Genomic DNA, 18,901 nt, shown 5'->3' with positions numbered 1-18,901 from the left:
TGACTTATATTGGTGCGACGTTGCTCGGAGGGCTGCGGCATCAGCTCTCGCCTCTGCCCGGTTCCGTCCCCTAGGACCTGATTGATGACCTCCCCCGAGATATCACCGCCACCGGCCGCAGGCGCGGGCCGACCGGCCGCAGGCACCGGCAGAACGGCCGCGGGGCCCGGGACCGCGACCGCAGCCCCGGGCACCGGAACCGGCACCGGCACCGGCACCGGCACGGGAACCGCACTGGCGCTGCTGGTCTCCGCCGCGCTCGCCGCAGCCGCCTGCCTGGCGGCCGTGTACGCGGCCGACGAGTCGGCACGTACCGCCGTCGCCTGGGGCGGCGGCGCGGCCGGGGTCGTGCTGTGCGTGGCCGTCACCGTCGCGGCACGCGCCGTGCTGACGGGGCGTCGGCTGCGGGCCGCCCTGGCGGCCGGCAACGCGCGCGCGGCCGAACGGGAGCGGGCCGAGACCTACTTCGCCGACGCGGTGGTGCCCGCCGTCGTCGACCGGCTGCGCCGCGGCGGCTCGGCGGAGACCGCGCTGGCCGAGGCGCCCGCCGCGGCCAGCGAGACGCAGCGCCGGGTGCTGGTCACCCTGGCGCGCGAGGTGCACAAGGGCGAGAACATGCGGGCTGCCGCGATGTCGGCGTGCGCCAACGCGGCCGGGCGGGTCCAGGCGCTGGCCACCGGCATGGCCGCCGACCTGCGGGAGATGGAGCACCGGCACGCCGACGAGGACGTGCTGGCCGACCTGTTGCACCTGGACCACCGCACCGCGCAGGCCGGCCGCATCGCGGACTCCATCGCGGTCCTGACGGGCGCCCGTTCGGGGCGCCGGTGGGCCAAGCCCATCGTCATGGAGTCGATTCTGCGCGGCGCGATGGGCCGCATCAGCGGCTACCAGCGGGTGCGGCTGCACTCGGCGAGCGAGGTGGCCATCGCGGGCCACGCAGCCGAGGGCGTCATGCACGCGCTGGCCGAGCTGATGGACAACGCGGCGAACTTCTCCCCGCCCACCTCCGAAGTCCACGTGTACGTCGAAGAGGTGGCCGCAGGGGTGGTCATCACCATCGAGGACGGCGGCCTGGTGATGGGTGAGGTGGCGCTGCGCCGCGCCCAGCAGGCCGTCTCCGCCGAGCACAACGACCTGTCCACGCTGTCGGGCACCCGGCTCGGGCTGGCCGTCGTCGGGCGCCTGGCCCGCAAGCACGGCCTGTCCGTCTCCTTCCGCCCCTCCGCGCACGGCGGTACGGGCGTCCTCGTCCGTGTCCCGCGCGAGTTGGTGACCGAGCCGCGCCGTCCGGAGAGCGGCGCGCCCGCGCCGGCCGCCGCCGCGCCCGCCACGAGCCGCGGGCTGCTGAGCGCCGCACCCGGCACTCCCCCGGCCGGCACGCACACCCGGCAGCCGGAGCCCTCCACCTCCGGCGGTCCCGCACCGGGCCACGACGGGAACGAGAGCGCGCGCACGGGCGAGCACGAGAGCGCACGCACCGGCGAGCACGAGGCCGCGCGGACCGGCGAGCACGAGGCCGCGCGGACCGGCGAGTACGCGACCGCGGCGCCTCCGCCCCAGGAGTTCGGGGCCAGCGGCCTGCCCAAACGGCGCCGGGGCCAGACTCTGGCCGCGGTCGCCCGCGCTTCCGCCTCCCGTCCCTCGGCCACGGGCTCCTCGCCCGACGCGACCGGACAGTCCGCCGCGCTCGACCGCGACCGCGACCCGGCCGCCGCCCGTACCAAGCGGCCCTCGGGCACGCGCTTCGGCGACTTCCGCCGGGCCGTGCAGGGCGCCGCCCCGTCGGACGAGAACGCCACCGAGTCCGGCGAAGAGACCCCCGCATCCGGCGCGACGGGCCGACACGCCACGGCCCCTGGCGCCCCCTCCCCCGCCCGCTCCTCTCCCTTCTCGGAGGACGACACCGAATGATCACTGACAGCAAGCTCGACTGGCTGCTGGAGAGTCTGCTGGAGCGCACCCCCGGCGCCCGGCACGCACTCGTGCTGTCCCGGGACGGCCTCAAGCTGTGCCGCACCCCGGAGCTCTCCGTGGACCAGGCCGACCAGCTCGCGGCCATCTCGGCCGGTATCCAGAGCCTGTCGCACGGCGCTTCCGTGGAGTTCGGCAACGGTGACGGCGGCGTACGGCAGGCCATGGCGGAGTTCTACGGCGGCATCCTGTTCGTCGTGGAGGCGGGTGACGGCGCCCACCTGGCGGTCGTCGCCGACGAGGAGTCGGACGTGGGTCTGATCGGCCACAACATGAACGAGCTGATCGAGCAGCTCAGCGAGTACCTCAGCGCCCCGCCGCGCCAGCAGGCGGCGAGTGACGGGCGCGGGGGCGGGCAGGCATGACGCGGCCGGGCCGGGACGAGGACCCGGACCGGCTGTACACCGTGACCGGCGGGCGCAGCCGTTCGGTGGCCGGAGCCGACACCTTCGATCTGGTGACGCTCGTGGTCAGCGAGAGCGCCCCCGTGCGCGGCATGCAGTCGGAGCACGCCGCGATCCTCCGCATCTGCCGCTTCCCCACGGCGGTCGTGGAGCTGGCCTCCGATCTGGGACTGCCGGTGAGCGTCGTCCGCATCCTGCTGGGCGACCTGCTCGCGCAGGGGAAGATCACCGCCCGTCATCCGCGGCGTGCCCAGACCGCTGACGCACTGCCCGATCCCGACATCCTGAAGCAGGTGCTCGTTGGACTCCGCAACATCTGAAGCGAACCCGGTGGCCACCGCTGACGCGCCGGTCCGTCCCCCGCTGCTCAGCACGGCGGCGCAGGGGCTGAAGATCGTGATCGTCGGTGGGTTCGGGGTCGGCAAGACGACCATGGTCAGGGCGGTCAGCGACATCCGCCCGCTGAACACCGAGGAGACGATGACCCGGGCCGGTGAGGGGGTCGACGACCTCTCCGGCGTCCAGGACAAGACGACCACCACCATCGCCTTCGACTTCGGGCGCATCAGCCTGGACGACGAGACGGTGCTCTACCTGTTCGGCGCGCCGGGCCAGGAGCGGTTCTGGTTCCTGTGGGACCGGCTCTTCTCCGGCACGCTGGGCGCCGTCGTGCTGGTGGACACCCGCAGGCTGGAGGAGTCGTGGTACGCCATCGACCGACTCGAGGCGCACGGCACCCCGTTCATCGTCGCGAGCAACGACTTCGGCGGCTCCCGGCACACCCCCGACCAGGTGCGCGAGGCGCTCGACCTGCCCGACGACGTCCCGCTGGTCGAGTGCGACGCGCGCTCCCGTGCCTCCAGCAAGGACGTGCTGCTCGCCCTCGTCCACCACCTGTACGCCCTCTCCACCGCGCGCCGGGAGAACACCCCGTGACACCCGCTCAGCACCACAGCACCGTCTCCGCGCCGCCGCCCGGCTGCCCCGCGCACCCCAGCTCCCAGTCCGTTCCCCTGCTGGGGCCGCGCTTCCAGAACGACGACCGCGCCAGGCTCTACCGCGACATGTACGAGCAGCACGGGCCGCTCGCCCCGGTGACGCTGCCGGGCGACATCCCCTGCTGGCTGGTCCTCGGCTACCGGGAACTGCACCAGATCACCTCCGATCCGGTGCTCTACAGCCGCGACTCGGGCCTGTGGAACCAGTGGCCGAACATCCCCGCGGACTGGCCGCTGCTGCCGATGGTCGGCAAGCAGCCGTCGATCCTCTACACCGTGGGGGAACGGCACCAGCGCCGCTCCGCCCTGGTCAGCGACGCGCTCGCCGCCGTGGACCCGTTCGAGTTGCGCGACCACGCCGAGCGGTTCGCCGACCGGCTGATCGACGAGCTGTGCGGGCGCGGCTCTGCCGACCTGATCGCCGAGTACGCCAAGGTGCTGCCCGCGCTGGTGCTCGCCCGGCTCTACGGCTTCACCGACGAGGAGGGCGCCGCGCTGGTGCCCAGCATCAACGACCTCGTGGACGGCGGCGAGGGCGCACTGGCCGGACGCGACCGGGTGAAGGGGGCGATGGAGGCGCTGCTGGCCTCCCGGCGCCGCGCCCCCGCCGCCGGAGTCGCCTCGCGGATGCTCCACCACGACTTCGCCGAGGGCTTCTCCTTCGAGGAGATCGTCGAGGACATGATGGTCAACATCATCGCGGGCCACCAGCCGACCGCAGACTGGATCGGCAACTCGCTGCGGCTGATGCTCACCGACGAGCGCTTCGCCGCCTCTCTGACCGGCGGCCGGCACAGTGTCGCCGAGGCGATGAACGAGGTGCTGTGGGAGGACACGCCCACCCAGAACATCGCGGGCCGCTGGACCACCCGTGACACCCAGCTCGCCGGGCGGCACGTGGCGGCCGGCGACCTGCTGATGCTCAGCTTCGCCGCCGCCAACGGCGATCCGCAGGTGCGGCCCGACCGCACCGTCCTCACCGGCGGCAACAACGCCTTCCTCTCCTTCGGGCACGGGGACCACCGCTGTCCCTACCCCGCGCAGGACATCGCCGAGGGCATCGCCCGTACCGGCATCGAGGTCCTGCTCGACCGCCTGCCGGACGTCGACCTGGCCGTCAGCCGCCAGGCCCTCGTGTGGCGGCCCTCGCCCTTCCTGCGGGGGCTGGCGTCGCTCCCCGTCCGCTTCACCCCCACCCCCACGAGCGCCCAGGGAGGCCCGCGATGACCGGGCCCGCCTCGTGTCCCTTCACCGGTCCTGACGCGCCCGGCGCGCAGGGCGGCGTGATCGCGCTCGACCCGCTCGTCGGCGACCTGGCGGGCGAGGGCGCGGCGTTGCGCGCCGCGGGGCCCCTGGCCCCCGTCGAACTCCCCGGCGGGGTACGGGTGTGGGCGGTCACCCACCACGCTCAGGCGCGGCGGCTGCTGACCGACAGCAGGCTGGTGAAGAACATCGACCACTGGGCCGCCTGGAAGCGCGGGGAGATCCCCGACACCTGGCCGCTGATCGGACTGGCGGACCCGGGCCCCAGCATGCTCACCTTCGACGGTCCCGAGCACCGCCGGCTGCGCACACTGACCGCGCAGGCTCTCACCCCCCGCCGGGTGGCCGCGATGCGGCCCCGCATCGAGGAGATCACCCGCGGGCTCCTGGACGGCCTGCGGGCCGCGGCCGACGCGGAGGGCCGGGTCGATCTGAAGTCCGCGTTCGCCTACCCGCTGCCGATGGCGGTCATCGGGGACCTGGTGGGTGTCGACACCGACCGGATCCCCCGGCTGCGCACCCTCTTCGACGGCTTCTTCAGCAGCGTCACACCGGGCGAGGACGTGCAGGCCGTCATCGCCGAACTCGGCGCGCTCTTCGGCGCGGTCGTGGCCGAGAAGCGCCGGTCCCCGGGCGAGGACCTGACGAGCGCGCTGCTGGCCGCCGCCGAGGGGGGCGACTCGCTCAGCGACGAGGAGATCATCGCCACCGTCCAGGTGCTGATCACGGCGGGGCACGAGACCACCATCAGCCTGATCGTGAGCGCCGTACGCGCCCTGCTGACCCACCCGGACCAGCTCGCTCTCGTCCTGTCGGGCGAGGTGAGCTGGGAGGCGGCCATCGAGGAGACGCTGCGGTGGGACGCGCCCACCACGCACGTGCTGATCCGGTTCGCCACCGAGGACATGGAGGTCGGCGGCACCCTCCTCGGGCAGGGCGACGCGGTGATCATCGCCTACGGCGCCATCGGGAGGGACGAGCGCCAGCACGGGCCCGACGCGGAGCGTTTCGACGTCACCCGGGCCCCGATACGGCACCTCTCCTTCGGGCACGGCCCCCACGTGTGCCCCGGGGCTCCGCTCTCGCGCCTGGAGGCCCTGGTCGCGCTCCCCGCCCTCTTCGAGCGCTTCCCCGGGCTCTCCCTCGCGGTCGACCCGGCCCGGCTGCGCAACAAGCCGGCGGTCACCCAGAACGAGCTGTACGAGCTGCCGGTACGGCTGAGCTGAGGGGCTCGCCCAAACAGGCGTCCAGCGCGGCGGCGCCGGTCGGCATCGCCCGTCCGCGCGCCGCCAGCCGAGCGTGCCAGTCGTTCAGCGCCCCTTCCAGCGGCTCCACCCCGCCGGCTGTCCTGACCTGGGCGATCAGCGGGGCGATCTCCTCCAGCAGGTAGCCGCCGCGCCGGAGTTGGTGGGTCAGCATCGCGTCCCGCGCGGCGGCCTCGTCGAAGACGCGGTACGCGGTCCGCGGGTCGCGGCGCGGGCGCACCAGCCCGGCGCGCTGCCACTTGCGCAGCGTCGCGGTCCTGATACCGAGCCTCCCCGCGAGCGGCCCGATGAACGTCCCGCCGCGGCCGGACGGTGCAGCCGGTGCCGCGCCCGTGCCGGGGCCGGGTGCCGCTCGCGCCGACGAGCTGTGGACCGAACCTGCCGCGATGAGGAACCCGGACAGGTCCGTGGGGCGCTCGGCCGAGGCCCAGCGGCTGCGGCTGCTCGCCGACGAACTGGTGGCGCTGCTCGACGCGCGGACGCCGCACCTCACCGCGGCGGCCGCACGGGAGGACGGGGAGCGGGCACGCCTGTACGGACGCACCGCCGTCGGCCTGCTGCGCTACCACTACCGGATGGCCGACACCTCGAAGGCCCGCATGACGCGGCTGCCGGGCCTGCGGGACCAGATCATGGCCGACAACCTCCTGGCCCTGGCTCTGAGGTTCCCGCCGGGGCCTGGAGGCGCGCGGGTGACCTCCCGGGCAGGCTGTGCGCGGCCCGTCCGGGAGGCCCCGTGCTACTTCACCTCGCGCTCGGCCGCGGCGGCCCGCACCCGTCCGCGCACGCCGAACCACCCCGCGACCAGCGCGGCGGCGATCACCGGCACGAGCATCACGGTGCGCCGGCCCACGTCGGGGTCCTTCCACATCAGCACGACGACGCCGACCAGGAAGGCGATCGTGACCCACTCGGTGACGGGCGAGAAGGGCAGCCGGAAGGACGGGCGCTCGATCAGCCCGGCCTTGGCGCGCCGTACGAACACCCAGTGGCACAGCATGATGGTGCACCAGGTGCTGATGATGCCGAGCGCGGCGATGTTCAGCACGATCTCGAACGCCTTGCCGGGCACCACGTAGTTGAGCCCGACGCCGACGACGCACACGGCGGAGGTCAGCAGGATGCCGCCGTAGGGCACCTGGCTGCGGTTCATCCGGGCGGTGAACTTGGGCGCGGACCCCGACATGGCCATGGAGCGCAGGATGCGCCCGGTGGAGTAGAGCCCGGAGTTGAGGCTGGACATGGCGGCGGTCAGGACGACGAGGTTCATCACGTCGCCGGCGCCGGGCACCCCGAGCTTGGACAGCACGGTCACGAACGGGCTCTCCCCGTCGGCGAACTGGTCCCAGGGCAGCAGCAGCGCGAGCAGCAGCACGGAGCCGACGTAGAAGAAGCCGACGCGCCACATGATCGCGTTCACGGCCTTGGGGACGACCTTGTGCGGCTCGGCGGTCTCGCCCGCGGTCACGCCGACCAGCTCGACGCAGGAGTAGGCGAAGACGACGCCCTGCATGACGATGACGACGGGCATCAGGCCGTTGGGGAAGATGCCGCCGTGGTCGGTGATCTGGCTGAGCCCCGGGGTGGTGCCGCCGACCTCGTGCTGGGTGGCCAGCAAGACGATGCCGATGCCCATGAAGACCACCAGGGCCGCCACCTTGATCACCGCGAACCAGAACTCCAGCTCACCGAAGATCTTCACGGAGATCATGTTGACGGCGAGCACCACGGCGAGGGCGATCAGCGCGAGCACCCACTGCGGGATGTCGGTGAAGAAGCTCCAGTAGTGCGTGTAGAGGGCGATGGCGGTGATGTCCGCGATGCCGGTGGTCGACCAGTTGAGGAAGTACATCCAGCCGGCGACGTAGGCGCCCTTCTCTCCCAGGAACTCGCGCGAGTAGGAGACGAAGGAGCCCGAGGAGGGGCGGTGCAGCACCATCTCGCCGAGCGCCTTGACGACGAAGAAGGCGAAGAGGCCGCAGACCGCGTAGGCGATCGCCAGGGCGGGCCCTGCGGAGGCGAGGCGGCCGCCCGCGCCCAGGAAGAGACCGGTGCCGATCGCCCCGCCGATGGCGATCATGTTGATGTGGCGCGCCTTGAGGTCTTTGCTGTAGCCGGTGTCACCGGCGTCCTGTGCCGGTCCGTGGGGGGTCTGCGCTCCGGCCCGGTCACCCCCGCCGGGTCGCGGCGGGATGGCGTCCTGGACGACGTCGTTGCTCACGATCGTTCCAACTCACTTGAGGTTCGGGCGTTGCCGGGCCGGCCGCCGCGATCACGGCTGCGGACCAAGGCGTCACCTTTCCCTGCATAGGGCAACTATGCGGTGATGCAGGTCACACCGGGGAACATCTCACACGTGATCTCCATAGAGCGCGTCGATCTCGCGCCGGTAGGCGTCCGTGATCACGCGGCGGCGGAGTTTGAGCGAGGGGGTCAGCTCGCCCGTCTCGGGGCTCCACTCGCCGTCCAGGAGGCGGAAGCGCTTTACCTGTTCCGTGCGGTTGAGCCGCGCGTTGGCGGCGGCGACGGCCCGCTCGGCCTCGGCGCGTACGGCCGGATGCCCGCTGAGGGCGCCGCCGGTGGCGTCGATGCCGTGGCGGGCCGCCCAGGCGCCGGCCGCCTCGGCGTCCAGCACCAGCAGCGCCACCAGGTAGGAGCGGCCGTCCCCGTACACCAGGGCCTGCCCGACGAGGGGGTGCTCCTTGAGCGCGTTCTCCACCAGCGCGGGCGAGACGTTCTTGCCCGAGGAGGTGACGATCATGTCCTTCTTGCGGTCGGTCAGCCACAGGAAGCCGTCGTCGTCGACGCGGCCGATGTCGCCGGTGGCGAACCAGCCGTCCGCGTCGGTGGCGGGCTCGACGGAGCCGTCGGGGCGCAGGTAGCCCTCGAAGACGGTGGTGCCGCGCACCTCGATCTCGCCGTCCGCGGCCGTACGGACCTCAGTGCCTTCCAGGGGCCGGCCGACGGAGCCGATCCTGAAGGCCCGGGGCCCGTTGAGGGTGAGCGCTCCGGTCGTCTCCGTCAGCCCCCACGCGTCCATGATCGCGATGCCGAAGCCCGCCCAGAAGTCGAGCACGTCCGGCGGCATCGGCGCCGAGGCGCTGGCCGTCCACACCAGCGACTCGAAGCCCGCCCGGGCCAGCAGCGGCTCGATCACCTCGCCCCTGGCCTTCGCGTAGGCCGCCGCCAGCTCGGGCTCGGGCGGCTGCCCGCGCTCCCGGCAGCGCACGTGGGCGCGCGCCACCTCACCGGCGGCCGCGACGGCGGCGCGCCGCTCCGGCCCCAGTGCCTCCACCCCGGCGCGCAGCGAGGCGGCGAGCTTCTCCCAGATCCTGGGTACGCCGAAGAGCTCGGCGGGGTGCAGCCTGCGGGCCAGCGGGGCCAGCAGCGCCGGGTCCGCGCACAGGTGGACGTGTGAGGCGCGGAAGACGGGCAGGTAGATGCCCAGCATCCGCTCGGCGATGTGGGCGAAGGGCAGGTAGCACAGGTGGTCGGCGTGGTCGGGCAGTTCGGCCACCTGATCGAGCGCGAGGGCGTTGAGGACGACGTTGCGGTGGCTGATCACCACGCCCTTGGGGTCGCCCGTGGTGCCCGAGGTGTAGACGACGGTCACCGGATCCCGGGAGCGCACCCGGCGCCAGGTCTCCTCGAAGACGGAAGGATCGTAGGGGCGCGGCAGCGTGTCCCACGCGGTGTGCGGGCCCACAGCGTCCTCGTCGGCCACCACGAGCCGCCGGAGGCCCGGGCAGGCCGGCAGCCGCTCCCAGCGCTCCCGCTCACCGGCTCCGCCGATGACGGCGAGCCGTGCCCGTGAGTGGCGCACGATGTGGGCGATCTGCTCGGGCGCGGCCGTCTGGTACACGGAGACGGGGACGGCGCCCAGGTGGACGAGGGCGAGGTCGGTGAGCCAGTGCTCGGGCCGGTTGCCCATCATGAGCAGCACGTGGTCGCCGGGGGCGACGCCCAGCGCGGTGAGCCCGGCGGCCACCTCGGCGATCCGGTGGCGGGCCTGGGCCCAGGTCAGGGTGGTGCGCGTGCCGTCGTCGGCGTACCAGGACAGGGCGGGGAGGTCGCCGTGGTCCTCCACGTCGCGCAGCAGCAGGTCGCAGAGGGTCAGTGCGGAGGGGGTGTCGCCGGGGAGTCGCAGGAGCGTGGTCATGGCACCTCCGGAAGCCGAAAGACGCCTGCGAAGGTTTCACACGAGTGGTGCGACAGCAATACTGTTGAACGTGATCGGTACGGACGGCACGCCGCTGACGCGGCGGTGAGGAAGGCGCGGCACATGGAGCGACAGGACGGGACGACGGAGGCGCTCACCGACCAGCTCACCGTCGACCAGCTCGCGGCCCGCGCGGGGGTGACCGTTCGCACCATCCGTTTCTACAGCACGCGCGGCCTGCTGCCACCGCCCACGATCGGTCCCCGCCGCGTCGGCAGGTATGGGCCCGAACACCTCTCCCGGCTGGCGCTCATAGAGGAGCTGCAGAACCAGGGCATGACGCTGGCCGCCATCGAGCGCTACCTCCAGCGGCTCCCGGACGACATCAGCGCACACGACCTGGCCATCCACCGGGCCGTGGTCGCCTCCTGGACACCCGATACGGTGGACGAGACGACACGCGGCCAGCTTCAGTCGCGCGTCGGACGGGAGCTGACGGACGACGACCTGGACCGGCTGGAGGCGATGAGCGTGCTCGCCGGCACCGACGACCCCGACGTCTTCCGGGTCGATCCGGCGATGCTCCAGCTCGGGGTGCGGCTGCTGGACGTGCCGATCTCCCAGGAGGCGATCCTGGCCGCCCGCGAGGTGATGCTGGAGCACACCCGTTCGGCGGCGCGTGAGCTGAGCCGCCTGTTCAAGAGGGAGGTGTGGGACCCCTACCGGGAGCAGGAGTCGGATCCGGAGCGGCTGGAGCGGATGAAGTCGCTGTCCGCGCACATGCAGCCGATGGTGGTGCAGGCCCTGGTGACCACCTTCCAGCGCTCGATGAAGGAGGAGTTGCGGGAGGCGTTCCCGCAGGAGAGCGCCCCGCAGCCGGACGCGGAGCCCGAGCCCGCGGCTCCGGGCCGCGGCCCCGCGCCGCGGTGACGCGCGGGCGGGCGCTGTCCGGCTGCCCCGCGGCGTGATCGGTACGGGGCCCGCGCGCCTGACGGACCGGCCCGGGCGGTCCGGCGGACCGGCCCGGGGCCGTGGCGGCCGTCAGTCGGTGAAGGTCTCGCCCTTCGCCGCCTTCTCCTCCAGCAGCGCGGGCACCGCGAACCGCTCCCCGTAGCGTGCGCCCAACTCGCGGGCACGGGCGACGAACCCCGCGGGGCCGCCCTCGTAGCCGTTGATGTACTGGATGACGCCGCCCGTCCAGGCGGGGAAGCCGATGCCCATGATGGAGCCGATGTTGGCGTCGGCGACCGTGGTGAGCACGCCCTCCTCGAAGAGCCGTACGCTGTCCAGCGCCTCGGCGAAGAGCATCCGCTCCTGCATGTCGGCGAAGGGGATGTCGGCGCCGCCTGCGCGGGAGCTCGCGCCGCCCTTCCCGAAGTGCTCGCGCAGCCCCGGCCAGAGCCCGACGCGCTTGCCGCTCTCGTCGTAGTCGTAGAACCCGGCGCCGCCGCTGCGCCCGGTGCGGCCGAACTCGTCGACCATGCGGTCCAGTACGGCGTCCGCCGGGTGCGCGGGCAGGTCCTTGCCCTCGGCGCGCAGGGCCTGGCGCGTCTCGTCGCGGATCTTGCGCGGCAGCGTCAGGGTGAGCTCGTCCATCAAGGAGAGCACCTTGGCCGGGTAGCCGGCCTGCGCGGCGGCCTGCTCCACGGTGGCCGGATCGACGCCTTCGGCGAGCAGCGCGACGCCCTCGTTGATGAAGTGCCCGATGACGCGGGAGGTGAAGAAGCCGCGCGAGTCGCCCACGACGATCGGGGTCTTGCGGATCTGCTGTACGAGGTCGAAGGCGCGGGCCAGCGCCTCGTCGCCGGTCCGGCGGCCCTTGATGATCTCGACGAGCGGCATCTTGTCGACGGGCGAGAAGAAGTGCAGTCCGATGAAGTCCCGCTGCCGCTCGACACCTTCGGCCAGGCCGGTGATGGGCAGGGTGGAGGTGTTGGAGCACAGCAGCGCTTCGGGTGCGACGATGTCCTGGATCTCCTGGAACACCTTGTGCTTGAGCGCCGGGTCCTCGAACACCGCCTCGATCACCGCGTCGCAGCCCGCCACGTCCTGCGGGTCGGCGGTGGGCGTGATGCGGCCCAGCAGCGCGTCGCGCTTGGCCTCGGTGGTCCTGCCCCGCTTGAGCGCCTTGTCCAGCAGTGCCGCCGAGTGGGCCTTGCCCTTGTCGGCCGCCTCCCGCGAGACGTCCTTGAGGACCACCTCGATGCCCGCCTTGGCGCACGAATAGGCGATGCCGGCTCCCATCATGCCGGCGCCGAGTACGGCGACCTTCTCCACCTTCCGCTCCTGGACGCCGTCCGGCCTGCTGCGGCCCGCGTTGACGGCCTGGAGGTCGAAGAAGAACGCCTGGATCATGTTGGTGGAGATCTGCCCGCAGGCCAGCTCCACGAAGTAGCGCGCCTCGATCACCTGGGCGGTCTCGAAGTCCACCTGGGAGCCCTCGACGGCCGCCGCCATGATGTTGCGCTGCGCCGGGTAGGGGGCGCCGCCGGTCTGCTTCTTGAGGTTGGCGGGGAAGGCGGGCAGGTTCTCGGCGAACTTCGGGTGCGCGGGCGTCCCGCCGGGGATCCGGTAGCCCTTCTCGTCCCAGGGCTGCCGCGCCTCGGGGTTGGCCTCGATGAAGGCGCGCGCCGCGGCCAGCATCTCCTCGCGCGTCTGCACGACCTCGTGGACGAGCCCGACCTCCTTGGCCTTGCCCGGGTGGTACTGCTGGCCTTGCAGCAGCACGTTCAGCAGCGCGTCCGTGACGCCGAGCAGCCGCACCGTACGGGTGACGCCGCCGCCCGCAGGCAGCAGGCCCAGCGTGGCCTCGGGGCAGCCGATCTTGGAGCCCTGCGCGTCGAGCGCCACCCGGTGGTGGCAGGCGAGCGCGATCTCCAGGCCGCCGCCGAGCGCGGCCCCGTTGACGGCGGCCACGACGGGCACGCCGAGGGTCTCGATACGGCGCAGGTCGCGCTTGATGCGCATGCCGTTGTCGAAGACCTCCTGGGCGTTCTCTGGCCGCGCCTGGATGAGCAGGCGCAGGTCGCCGCCGGCGAAGAACGTCTTCTTCGCGGAGGTCATGATGACGCCCCGTACGCTCTCGCGTTCGGCCTCCAGCCGGTCGGCGGTCGCGGTCAGCGACGCCTGGAAGGCGGCGTTCATGGTATTGGCCGACTGGTCGGGGTCGTCGAAGGTCAGCGTGACGACGCCGTCGCCGTCCTGGTCCCAGCGGATGGTCGATGCGGTGGTTTCAGACATGGATGGTCTCCAAGGTGCGAGCCGGTGGGGTCGGGTGAGGGAGCGCGCGTGCCCGGCGGGGCGCGCGACTACAGCCGCTCGACGACGGTGGCGACCCCCATGCCACCCCCCACGCACAGCGTGACCAGCCCGTACCGCTGGTCGGTCCGCTCCAGCTCGTCCACGCAGGTGCCGAGCAGCATCGCCCCTGTGGCGCCCAGCGGGTGGCCCATCGCGATGGCTCCGCCGTTGACGTTGATCTTCTCCAGCGGGATCCCCAGGTCCCGCTGGAACCGCAGGACGACGGCGGCGAACGCCTCGTTCATCTCCGCGACGGCGATGTCGTCCGCCGTCAGCCCTGCCTTGGCGAGGGCCTTGCGGCAGGCCGGCGCCGGGCCGGTCAGCATGATCGTCGGGTCGGCTCCGGAGACGGCCACCGAGACGATCCGGGCGCGCGGGCGGAGCCCGTACCGCTTGCCGACCTCCTCGTTGCCGATCGCGACCAGCGCGGAACCGTCCACGATGCCCGAGGAGTTGCCCGCGTGGTGCACGTGGTCGATCCTCTCGACCCAGTGGTACTTCTGCAACGCGACGGCGTCGAAGCCGCCCATGTCGCCGATCGCCGCGAACGACGGCTTGAGGCCGGCGAGCGTGTCGGCCGTGGTGCCGGGGCGGATGTGCTCGTCGTGGTCGAGGACGGTCAGCCCGTTGCGGTCGCGCACGGGCACGACGGAGCGCTGAAAGCGGCCGTCCTTCCAGGCGTGGGCGGCCAGTTCCTGGGAGCGGGCCGCGTACTCGTCCACATCGCGGCGGCTGAAGCCCTCGACGGTGGCGATGAGGTCGGCGCCGATGCCCTGGGGCACGAAGCCGGTGTCCCAGTTGGTCATCGGGTCGTTGAACCAGGCGCCGCCGTCGCTGGCCATCGGCACCCGGGACATGGACTCCACACCGCCCGCCAGCACCAGGTCCTCCCAGCCCGAGCGGACCTTGGCCGCGGCCATGTTGACCGCCTCCAGGCCCGAGGCGCAGAAGCGGTTCTCCTGGACGCCCGCGACCGTGTCCGGCAGCCCGGCGGCCAGCGCGGCGATCTTGGCGATGTCCGAGCCCTGGTCGCCGACGGGGCCGACGACGCCGAGCACGATGTCGTCGATGGCCTGCGGGTCCAGATCCGGCATCCGGCGGCGCAGCTCGTCGATGAGACCGACGACCAGGTCCACGGGCTTGGTGCCGTGCAGGGCTCCGTTGGCCTTGCCGCGCCCGCGCGGGGTGCGGAGGGCCTCGTACACGTACGCTTCTGAGCTCACGAGGGGTGCCTTTCGTGGGAGTACGGGATCAGGCGGTGGGGAGCCGGTGGCCGTCGTCAGCTGAGCAGCGACCTGCCGATGATCTCCTTCATGATCTCGGTGGTCCCGCCGTAGATGGTCTGGATGCGGCCGTCCGTGAACGCCTTGGCGACCGGATACTCGTTCATGTATCCGTATCCGCCGTGCAGTTGCAGACAGCGGTCCGCCGCCCGCTTCTGCAACTCGGTCGCCCACCACTTCGCCATGGAGGCGTGCACCGCGTCCAGCTCGCCCTTGGCGTGGTCCTCGATGCAGCGGTCGAGGAACGCACGGGTGACGGCGCACTCGGTGGCCAGCTCGGCGATCTCGAAACGGACGTGCTGGAGCTTGCCGAGCGGACGGCCGAACGCGGTGCGCTCCTTGACGTACGCGGTGGTGATCTCCAACAGGTGCTCGGCCGCGGCGATCCCCGCCACGGCGATCGCCATGCGCTCCTGGGCGAGGTTGGTCATCAGATGGACGAAGGCGCCGTTGAGCTCCCCCAGCAGGTTCTCCTTGGGAACGCGCACGTCGGTGAAGAACAGCTCGGCCGTGTCCTGCGCCTTCTGACCGATCTTGTCGAGGTTGCGGCCCCGTGCGAAACCGTCCATCCCGCGCTCGACCACCAGCAGGCTCAGCCCGTGCGCGCCGCCCTCCGGCGTCGTCCTGGCCGCGACGACCACGAGGTCGGCCAGGATCCCGTTGGAGATGAACGTCTTGGATCCGTTCAGCAGCCAGTGGTCGCCCTTGTCCTCGGCCGCGGTGCGTATGCCCTGCAGATCGGAGCCCGCGCCGGGCTCCGTCATGGCGAGGGCGGTGATGATCTCGCCCGAGCAGAAGCCCGGCAGCCAGCGCCGCTTCTGCTCGTCGGTGGCCAGCGAGGTGAGGTAGGGGCCGACGATGTCGTTGTGCAGCCCGATGGCCAGACCTGGCGCGCCCGCGCGGGTGAACTCCTCGGCCAGCACCGCCGCGTAGCGGAAATCGGCCTCTCCCCCGCCGCCGTACTCCTCGGGCACGGCAGGGCCCAGCAGCCCCTGCCGTCCGGCCGCCCGCCACACCTCGCGCGAGACGACGCCGTCCTGCTCCCACCGGGCGTAGTGCGGCTCGACCTCCTTGGCCAGGAAGGTGCGGACGGTCCGCCGGAACGCCTCGTGGTCCTCGGTGAAGATCTGGCGCTTCATGACGTGGGGTGCTCTCCTTCGAACGGGTCGGCCGGGGCGTCCTGCGTGTCGGCCAGGGCCTCGGACGGGCCGCCCTGAGCCCGGGGCGCGTCGCCCGGCACTTCGGAGGTGCCGGACGTCGGCCGGGCGTCTCCGGCGGAGGGGGCACAGGCGGCGGATGCGGCCGAGGGGGCCAGGGAGGGGACATCCCAGTCGTGGGCGACCTGGGCGGTGTGCGCGCCGGGCCTGGCCGGACCCGCGTACACGCCCGTGGGTGTCGCGGAGAACCGGGGGGCCGGGGCGGGCTGGGTGATGCCGTCGTGCTCCAGATAGGTACCGCGAGCCGCCAGATGCGGATGGGCGGGCGCCTCGGTGAGGGAGAGCACCGGGGCCACACAGGCGTCGGAGCCCTGGAAGACCTCGGTCCACTCCGCGCGCGTACGGGAGGCGAACCGGGCGGCGATCAGCTCGCGCAACTCCCCCCAGGCCGCCAGGTCCTCGCGGGGCGGCGCCTCGTCGGCGATGCCGAGGAGTCCGGCGAACCGCGCGTAGAACCGCGGCTCCAGCGCGCCCACGGCCATGAAGCCGCCGTCGGACGTCGCGTAGGTGCCGTAGAACGGGCAGCCGCCGTCCAGCAGGTTGGCCGCCCGGCGGTCCTGCCAGCCGCCCGCGGCGAGCATCCCCTGGATCATCGCGGTCAGGTGGCTGGTGCCGTCCACGATGGCCGCGTCCACGACCTGCCCCTCACCGCGCGGCCCGCGCGCGTGGTGCAGGGCGGACAGGATGCCGATGACGAGGTAGAGGGAGCCGCCCGCGTAGTCGCCCAGCAGATTGGCCGGGGCGACGGGCGGGCCCTCGGCGGGCCCCGTCATACCGAGGGCGCCGGTGACGGCGATGTAGCCGATGTCGTGCCCGGCGCGCTCCGCGAGCGGACCTTCCTGCCCCCAGCCGGTCATCCTGGCGTACACCAGGCGCGGGTTGCGGGCGAGGCAGTCGTCCGGGCCGACGCCGAGCCGTTCGGCCACTCCGGGGCGGAACCCCTCGATCAGCACGTCCGCCCGGTCGGTCAGCGCGAGGGCGGTCTCACGGCCCTCCTCGTCCTTGAGGTCGAGCAGGACGGACCTCTTGTTGCGGTTCGTGACGTCGTACTGCGCCGGGATGGCCAGCGAGCCGCCACCGGGACGGTCGACACGGACGACGTCGGCCCCCAGGTCGGCGAGCGTCATCGCGGCGAAAGGCCCTGGCCCGATCCCGGCCAGCTCCACCACGCGCACCCCGCTCAGCGGGCCACGGACCGGTTCGCGCTCCGCCGCTTCTCGCGCTGCCGCCATCGAGCCCCCAGCACTGTGACACAACTGATGTAACACCAAGGATGCTATGGACACCGTTCCCATTCCACAAGCCCTCGCCCCACAGGTTCGCCACGCGCCCCCACGGGCCTGACGCGCGGCGAACGCCACGTCCGGATGACGCCGGCAGGGGGCGGCCCCGCGGAGGCAGGCTCGCTTTATGACGACGCACTACACGATCCTTGCCCTCGCTCCCGGAACCCTCGCGGAACTGCGGATGCGTGACGACGCCGGCGCCCCGCCCCGCGCCGTGACCGACACCGAAGGCGGCACCCCTCTCCGGTGCTGCCTGCGGCGGAGCGAACCGGAGGAGACGCTCGCCCTCGTCTCCTACGCGCCACTGCGCCGCTGGGCCCGCGAGACCGGCGCGGACCCCGGCCCCTACGACGAGGTGGGCCCGGTCTTCATCCACCCGACGGACTGCGGCGGCTGGACGGCCAGCCCGAACGGCGCGTACCCCGACGCCATGCGGGGCGCCCGCAGGGCACTGCGCGCCTACTCCACCGAAGGCCGCATCCTGGGCGGCCTCCTGGTGGAAGAGGGACGAGAGGACGCCCCCGCCATCGAGGAATCCCTGACCCGGCTGTACGCCGATCCCCTCGTGGCGGCGGTCCATGTACGCGCCGTCGAGTACGGCTGCTTCCACGTCGAGACACGGCGGTCGGCGATGCGGTGAGTCCGGACGGTCGTCGCCCCCTCACCTACGGGCGACGGGGCGACGGGGCGGCGTTCACTCGCGCGTGGGATGGACAGCGCAGCGCTCTTTGCGTAAAGTTGCGTGAAAGTCAGTTGTTTCATGCATCTTCACGCAAAGGGCCTGCAAGGGTCCGGTCCCAGGAGGGGGTGCTCGCGCATGGGCGAGACGTCGTACATGGAGCAGGAGCTGCGCAGCCAGCCGGAGACGTGGCGGGCCGCGGCGCGGATCGGCGCCGGGGACAACCCGCTGCCCGCGGCGGGTGCGCGCGTGGCCGTCGTCGGCTGCGGCACATCCTGGTTCATGGCCCAGGCGTACGCAGCCCTGCGGGAGGGCTCCGGGCAGGGCGTGACGGACGCCTTCGCCGCTTCGGAGGCCTTCCTCGGCAAGGCGCGCGGTTACGACGCGGTGGTCGCCATCACCCGTTCCGGTACCACGACCGAGGTGCTGCGGGTGCTGGAGGAGCTGCGCGGCGCCACCCCCACCGTGACGGTGCTGGGAGACGAGGACACCCCCGCCACCTCCCTCTCGGACGCGACGGTCACGCTCCCGTTCGCCGACGAGAAGTCCGTGGTGCAGACGCGGTTCGCCACCTCGGCCCTCGCTCTGCTCCGTGCCCACCTGGGTGAGGACCTGGGCGGCGCGGTCGGCGACGCGGAGGCGGCACTGACCGCGCCGCTGGAGCAGGAGTGGCTGGACGCCGAGCAGTTCAGCTTCCTCGGCACGGGCTGGACGTTCGGGCTGGCCAACGAGGCGGCGCTCAAGATGCGGGAGGCGTCCCAGAGCTGGACGGAGTCCTACCCCGCCATGGAGTACCGGCACGGGCCGATAGCCATCGCCGCGCCCGGGCGGGTCACCTGGCTCTTCGGCCAGGCACCCGAGGGGCTGGAGGGTGACGTCACGGCGACGGGCGCCCGGTTCGTGCACCACGGCAGCCGTGACCCGCTGGCCGATCTGGTCCTGGTGCACCGCGTCGCGCTGGAGCGGGCGCGCGCCCGGGGGCTCGACCCGGACAACCCGCGGAGCCTGACGCGCTCGGTGATGCTGGACGGCTGAGCCGGGCCGGAGAGCACCTCTTCCGCCCGGGGCCTCAC

Annotated in this window: 16 protein-coding genes and 1 pseudogene; 10 read left to right on the top strand and 7 right to left on the bottom strand. The window is 72.7% G+C overall.

Features of this window, described 5'->3' with window-relative positions; all coding sequences use genetic code 11:
- Positions 1-84 precede the first annotated feature (84 nt).
- Genes DQ392_RS24640 through DQ392_RS24615 form a run of 6 tightly spaced genes read left to right on the top strand, consistent with a single transcriptional unit; the run spans position 85 to position 5,865 of the window.
- Positions 85-1,914: an ATP-binding protein gene (locus DQ392_RS24640; RefSeq protein ID WP_114017889.1), complete on the top strand. Its 1,830-nt coding sequence runs from the start codon at positions 85-87 to the stop codon at positions 1,912-1,914.
- A complete protein-coding gene (locus tag DQ392_RS24635) occupies positions 1,911-2,339 on the top strand; it encodes a roadblock/LC7 domain-containing protein (protein WP_114017888.1) in 429 nt (142 codons plus the stop codon). Before DQ392_RS24640 ends, DQ392_RS24635 begins: the two co-directional genes overlap by 4 nt.
- A complete protein-coding gene (locus DQ392_RS24630) occupies positions 2,336-2,698 on the top strand; it encodes a DUF742 domain-containing protein (RefSeq protein ID WP_114017887.1) in 363 nt (120 codons plus the stop codon). Before DQ392_RS24635 ends, DQ392_RS24630 begins: the two co-directional genes overlap by 4 nt.
- Positions 2,679-3,314, top strand: coding sequence for a GTP-binding protein (locus DQ392_RS24625; RefSeq protein WP_425470599.1), 636 nt, complete (start codon positions 2,679-2,681; stop codon positions 3,312-3,314). Before DQ392_RS24630 ends, DQ392_RS24625 begins: the two co-directional genes overlap by 20 nt.
- Positions 3,311-4,603 carry a cytochrome P450 gene (locus tag DQ392_RS24620; RefSeq protein ID WP_114017885.1) on the top strand — a complete coding sequence of 431 codons (1,293 nt, stop codon included), beginning with the start codon at positions 3,311-3,313 and terminating at the stop codon, positions 4,601-4,603. The genes DQ392_RS24625 and DQ392_RS24620 overlap by 4 nt, the downstream gene beginning before the upstream one ends.
- A complete protein-coding gene (locus DQ392_RS24615) occupies positions 4,600-5,865 on the top strand; it encodes a cytochrome P450 family protein (protein WP_114017884.1) in 1,266 nt (421 codons plus the stop codon). The genes DQ392_RS24620 and DQ392_RS24615 overlap by 4 nt, the downstream gene beginning before the upstream one ends.
- Here DQ392_RS24615 and DQ392_RS24610 read toward each other — a convergent pair.
- Positions 5,822-6,397 carry a MerR family transcriptional regulator gene (locus DQ392_RS24610; protein ID WP_245981904.1) on the bottom strand — a complete coding sequence of 192 codons (576 nt, stop codon included), beginning with the start codon at positions 6,395-6,397 and terminating at the stop codon, positions 5,822-5,824. The two genes, DQ392_RS24615 and DQ392_RS24610, sit on opposite strands and share 44 nt — an antisense overlap.
- Here DQ392_RS24610 and DQ392_RS35420 point away from each other — a divergent pair.
- Positions 6,306-6,503, top strand: a pseudogene (locus DQ392_RS35420) (erythromycin esterase family protein); the annotation flags it as partial. The gene DQ392_RS24610 and the pseudogene DQ392_RS35420 overlap by 92 nt on opposite strands.
- A gap of 140 nt (positions 6,504-6,643) precedes the next feature.
- Here DQ392_RS35420 and DQ392_RS24605 read toward each other — a convergent pair.
- Both DQ392_RS24605 and DQ392_RS24600 read right to left on the bottom strand, forming a co-directional pair.
- The gene (locus tag DQ392_RS24605; protein WP_245981901.1) at positions 6,644-8,125 is read right to left on the bottom strand and encodes an amino acid permease; all 1,482 of its coding nucleotides are present in this window, start codon (positions 8,123-8,125) and stop codon (positions 6,644-6,646) included.
- A gap of 129 nt (positions 8,126-8,254) precedes the next feature.
- Complete coding sequence (locus tag DQ392_RS24600; protein WP_114017882.1) at positions 8,255-10,063, bottom strand: AMP-dependent synthetase/ligase; 1,809 nt, start codon at positions 10,061-10,063, stop codon at positions 8,255-8,257.
- 123 nt (positions 10,064-10,186) lie between these two features.
- Between DQ392_RS24600 and DQ392_RS24595 the strand changes: the two genes are divergently transcribed.
- Positions 10,187-10,993, top strand: a complete 807-nt coding sequence (locus DQ392_RS24595) for a MerR family transcriptional regulator (protein ID WP_114017881.1) — start codon at positions 10,187-10,189, stop codon at positions 10,991-10,993.
- Positions 10,994-11,104: 111 nt separating this feature from the next.
- Here the strand turns inward: DQ392_RS24595 and DQ392_RS24590 are convergent, their stop codons facing one another.
- From DQ392_RS24590 to DQ392_RS24575, 4 genes are all read right to left on the bottom strand, one after another.
- Positions 11,105-13,303, bottom strand: a complete 2,199-nt coding sequence (locus DQ392_RS24590; RefSeq protein WP_114017880.1) for a 3-hydroxyacyl-CoA dehydrogenase NAD-binding domain-containing protein — start codon at positions 13,301-13,303, stop codon at positions 11,105-11,107.
- A gap of 68 nt (positions 13,304-13,371) precedes the next feature.
- Positions 13,372-14,586: an acetyl-CoA C-acetyltransferase gene (locus DQ392_RS24585; RefSeq protein ID WP_114017879.1), complete on the bottom strand. Its 1,215-nt coding sequence runs from the start codon at positions 14,584-14,586 to the stop codon at positions 13,372-13,374.
- Positions 14,587-14,642: 56 nt separating this feature from the next.
- The gene (locus DQ392_RS24580) at positions 14,643-15,785 is read right to left on the bottom strand and encodes an acyl-CoA dehydrogenase family protein (RefSeq protein WP_114017878.1); all 1,143 of its coding nucleotides are present in this window, start codon (positions 15,783-15,785) and stop codon (positions 14,643-14,645) included.
- Positions 15,782-17,095 carry a CaiB/BaiF CoA transferase family protein gene (locus tag DQ392_RS24575; RefSeq protein ID WP_114017877.1) on the bottom strand — a complete coding sequence of 438 codons (1,314 nt, stop codon included), beginning with the start codon at positions 17,093-17,095 and terminating at the stop codon, positions 15,782-15,784. The genes DQ392_RS24580 and DQ392_RS24575 overlap by 4 nt, the downstream gene beginning before the upstream one ends.
- Before the next feature lie 178 nt (positions 17,096-17,273).
- Between DQ392_RS24575 and DQ392_RS24570 the strand changes: the two genes are divergently transcribed.
- Complete coding sequence (locus DQ392_RS24570; RefSeq protein ID WP_114017876.1) at positions 17,274-17,789, top strand: DUF1203 domain-containing protein; 516 nt, start codon at positions 17,274-17,276, stop codon at positions 17,787-17,789.
- A 177-nt stretch (positions 17,790-17,966) separates the two neighbouring features.
- Positions 17,967-18,863, top strand: a complete 897-nt coding sequence (locus tag DQ392_RS24565) for an SIS domain-containing protein (RefSeq protein WP_114017875.1) — start codon at positions 17,967-17,969, stop codon at positions 18,861-18,863.
- Positions 18,864-18,901 lie beyond the last annotated feature (38 nt).

Source organism: Streptomyces reniochalinae (assembly GCF_003323735.1).
GTDB classification, from domain to species: domain Bacteria; phylum Actinomycetota; class Actinomycetes; order Streptomycetales; family Streptomycetaceae; genus Streptomyces; species Streptomyces reniochalinae.
The sequence above is the reverse complement of the archived record's forward strand: the minus strand, read 5'-3'. Positions and strand labels throughout refer to the sequence as shown.

Bases quoted from the DNA above. Each gene is read 5' to 3' on its own strand.
- DQ392_RS24590 (WP_114017880.1), bottom strand. From the start codon at position 13,303: ATGTCTGAAACCACCGCATCGACCATCCGCTGGGACCAGGACGGCGAC.
- DQ392_RS24595 (WP_114017881.1), top strand. From the start codon at position 10,187: ATGGAGCGACAGGACGGGACGACGGAGGCGCTCACCGACCAGCTCACC.
- DQ392_RS24640 (WP_114017889.1), top strand. From the start codon at position 85: ATGACCTCCCCCGAGATATCACCGCCACCGGCCGCAGGCGCGGGCCGA.
- DQ392_RS24615 (WP_114017884.1), top strand. From the start codon at position 4,600: ATGACCGGGCCCGCCTCGTGTCCCTTCACCGGTCCTGACGCGCCCGGC.
- DQ392_RS24570 (WP_114017876.1), top strand. From the start codon at position 17,274: ATGACGACGCACTACACGATCCTTGCCCTCGCTCCCGGAACCCTCGCG.
- DQ392_RS24630 (WP_114017887.1), top strand. From the start codon at position 2,336: ATGACGCGGCCGGGCCGGGACGAGGACCCGGACCGGCTGTACACCGTG.
- DQ392_RS24600 (WP_114017882.1), bottom strand. From the start codon at position 10,063: ATGACCACGCTCCTGCGACTCCCCGGCGACACCCCCTCCGCACTGACC.
- DQ392_RS24635 (WP_114017888.1), top strand. From the start codon at position 1,911: ATGATCACTGACAGCAAGCTCGACTGGCTGCTGGAGAGTCTGCTGGAG.
- DQ392_RS24565 (WP_114017875.1), top strand. From the start codon at position 17,967: ATGGGCGAGACGTCGTACATGGAGCAGGAGCTGCGCAGCCAGCCGGAG.
- DQ392_RS24580 (WP_114017878.1), bottom strand. From the start codon at position 15,785: ATGAAGCGCCAGATCTTCACCGAGGACCACGAGGCGTTCCGGCGGACC.
- DQ392_RS24575 (WP_114017877.1), bottom strand. From the start codon at position 17,095: ATGGCGGCAGCGCGAGAAGCGGCGGAGCGCGAACCGGTCCGTGGCCCG.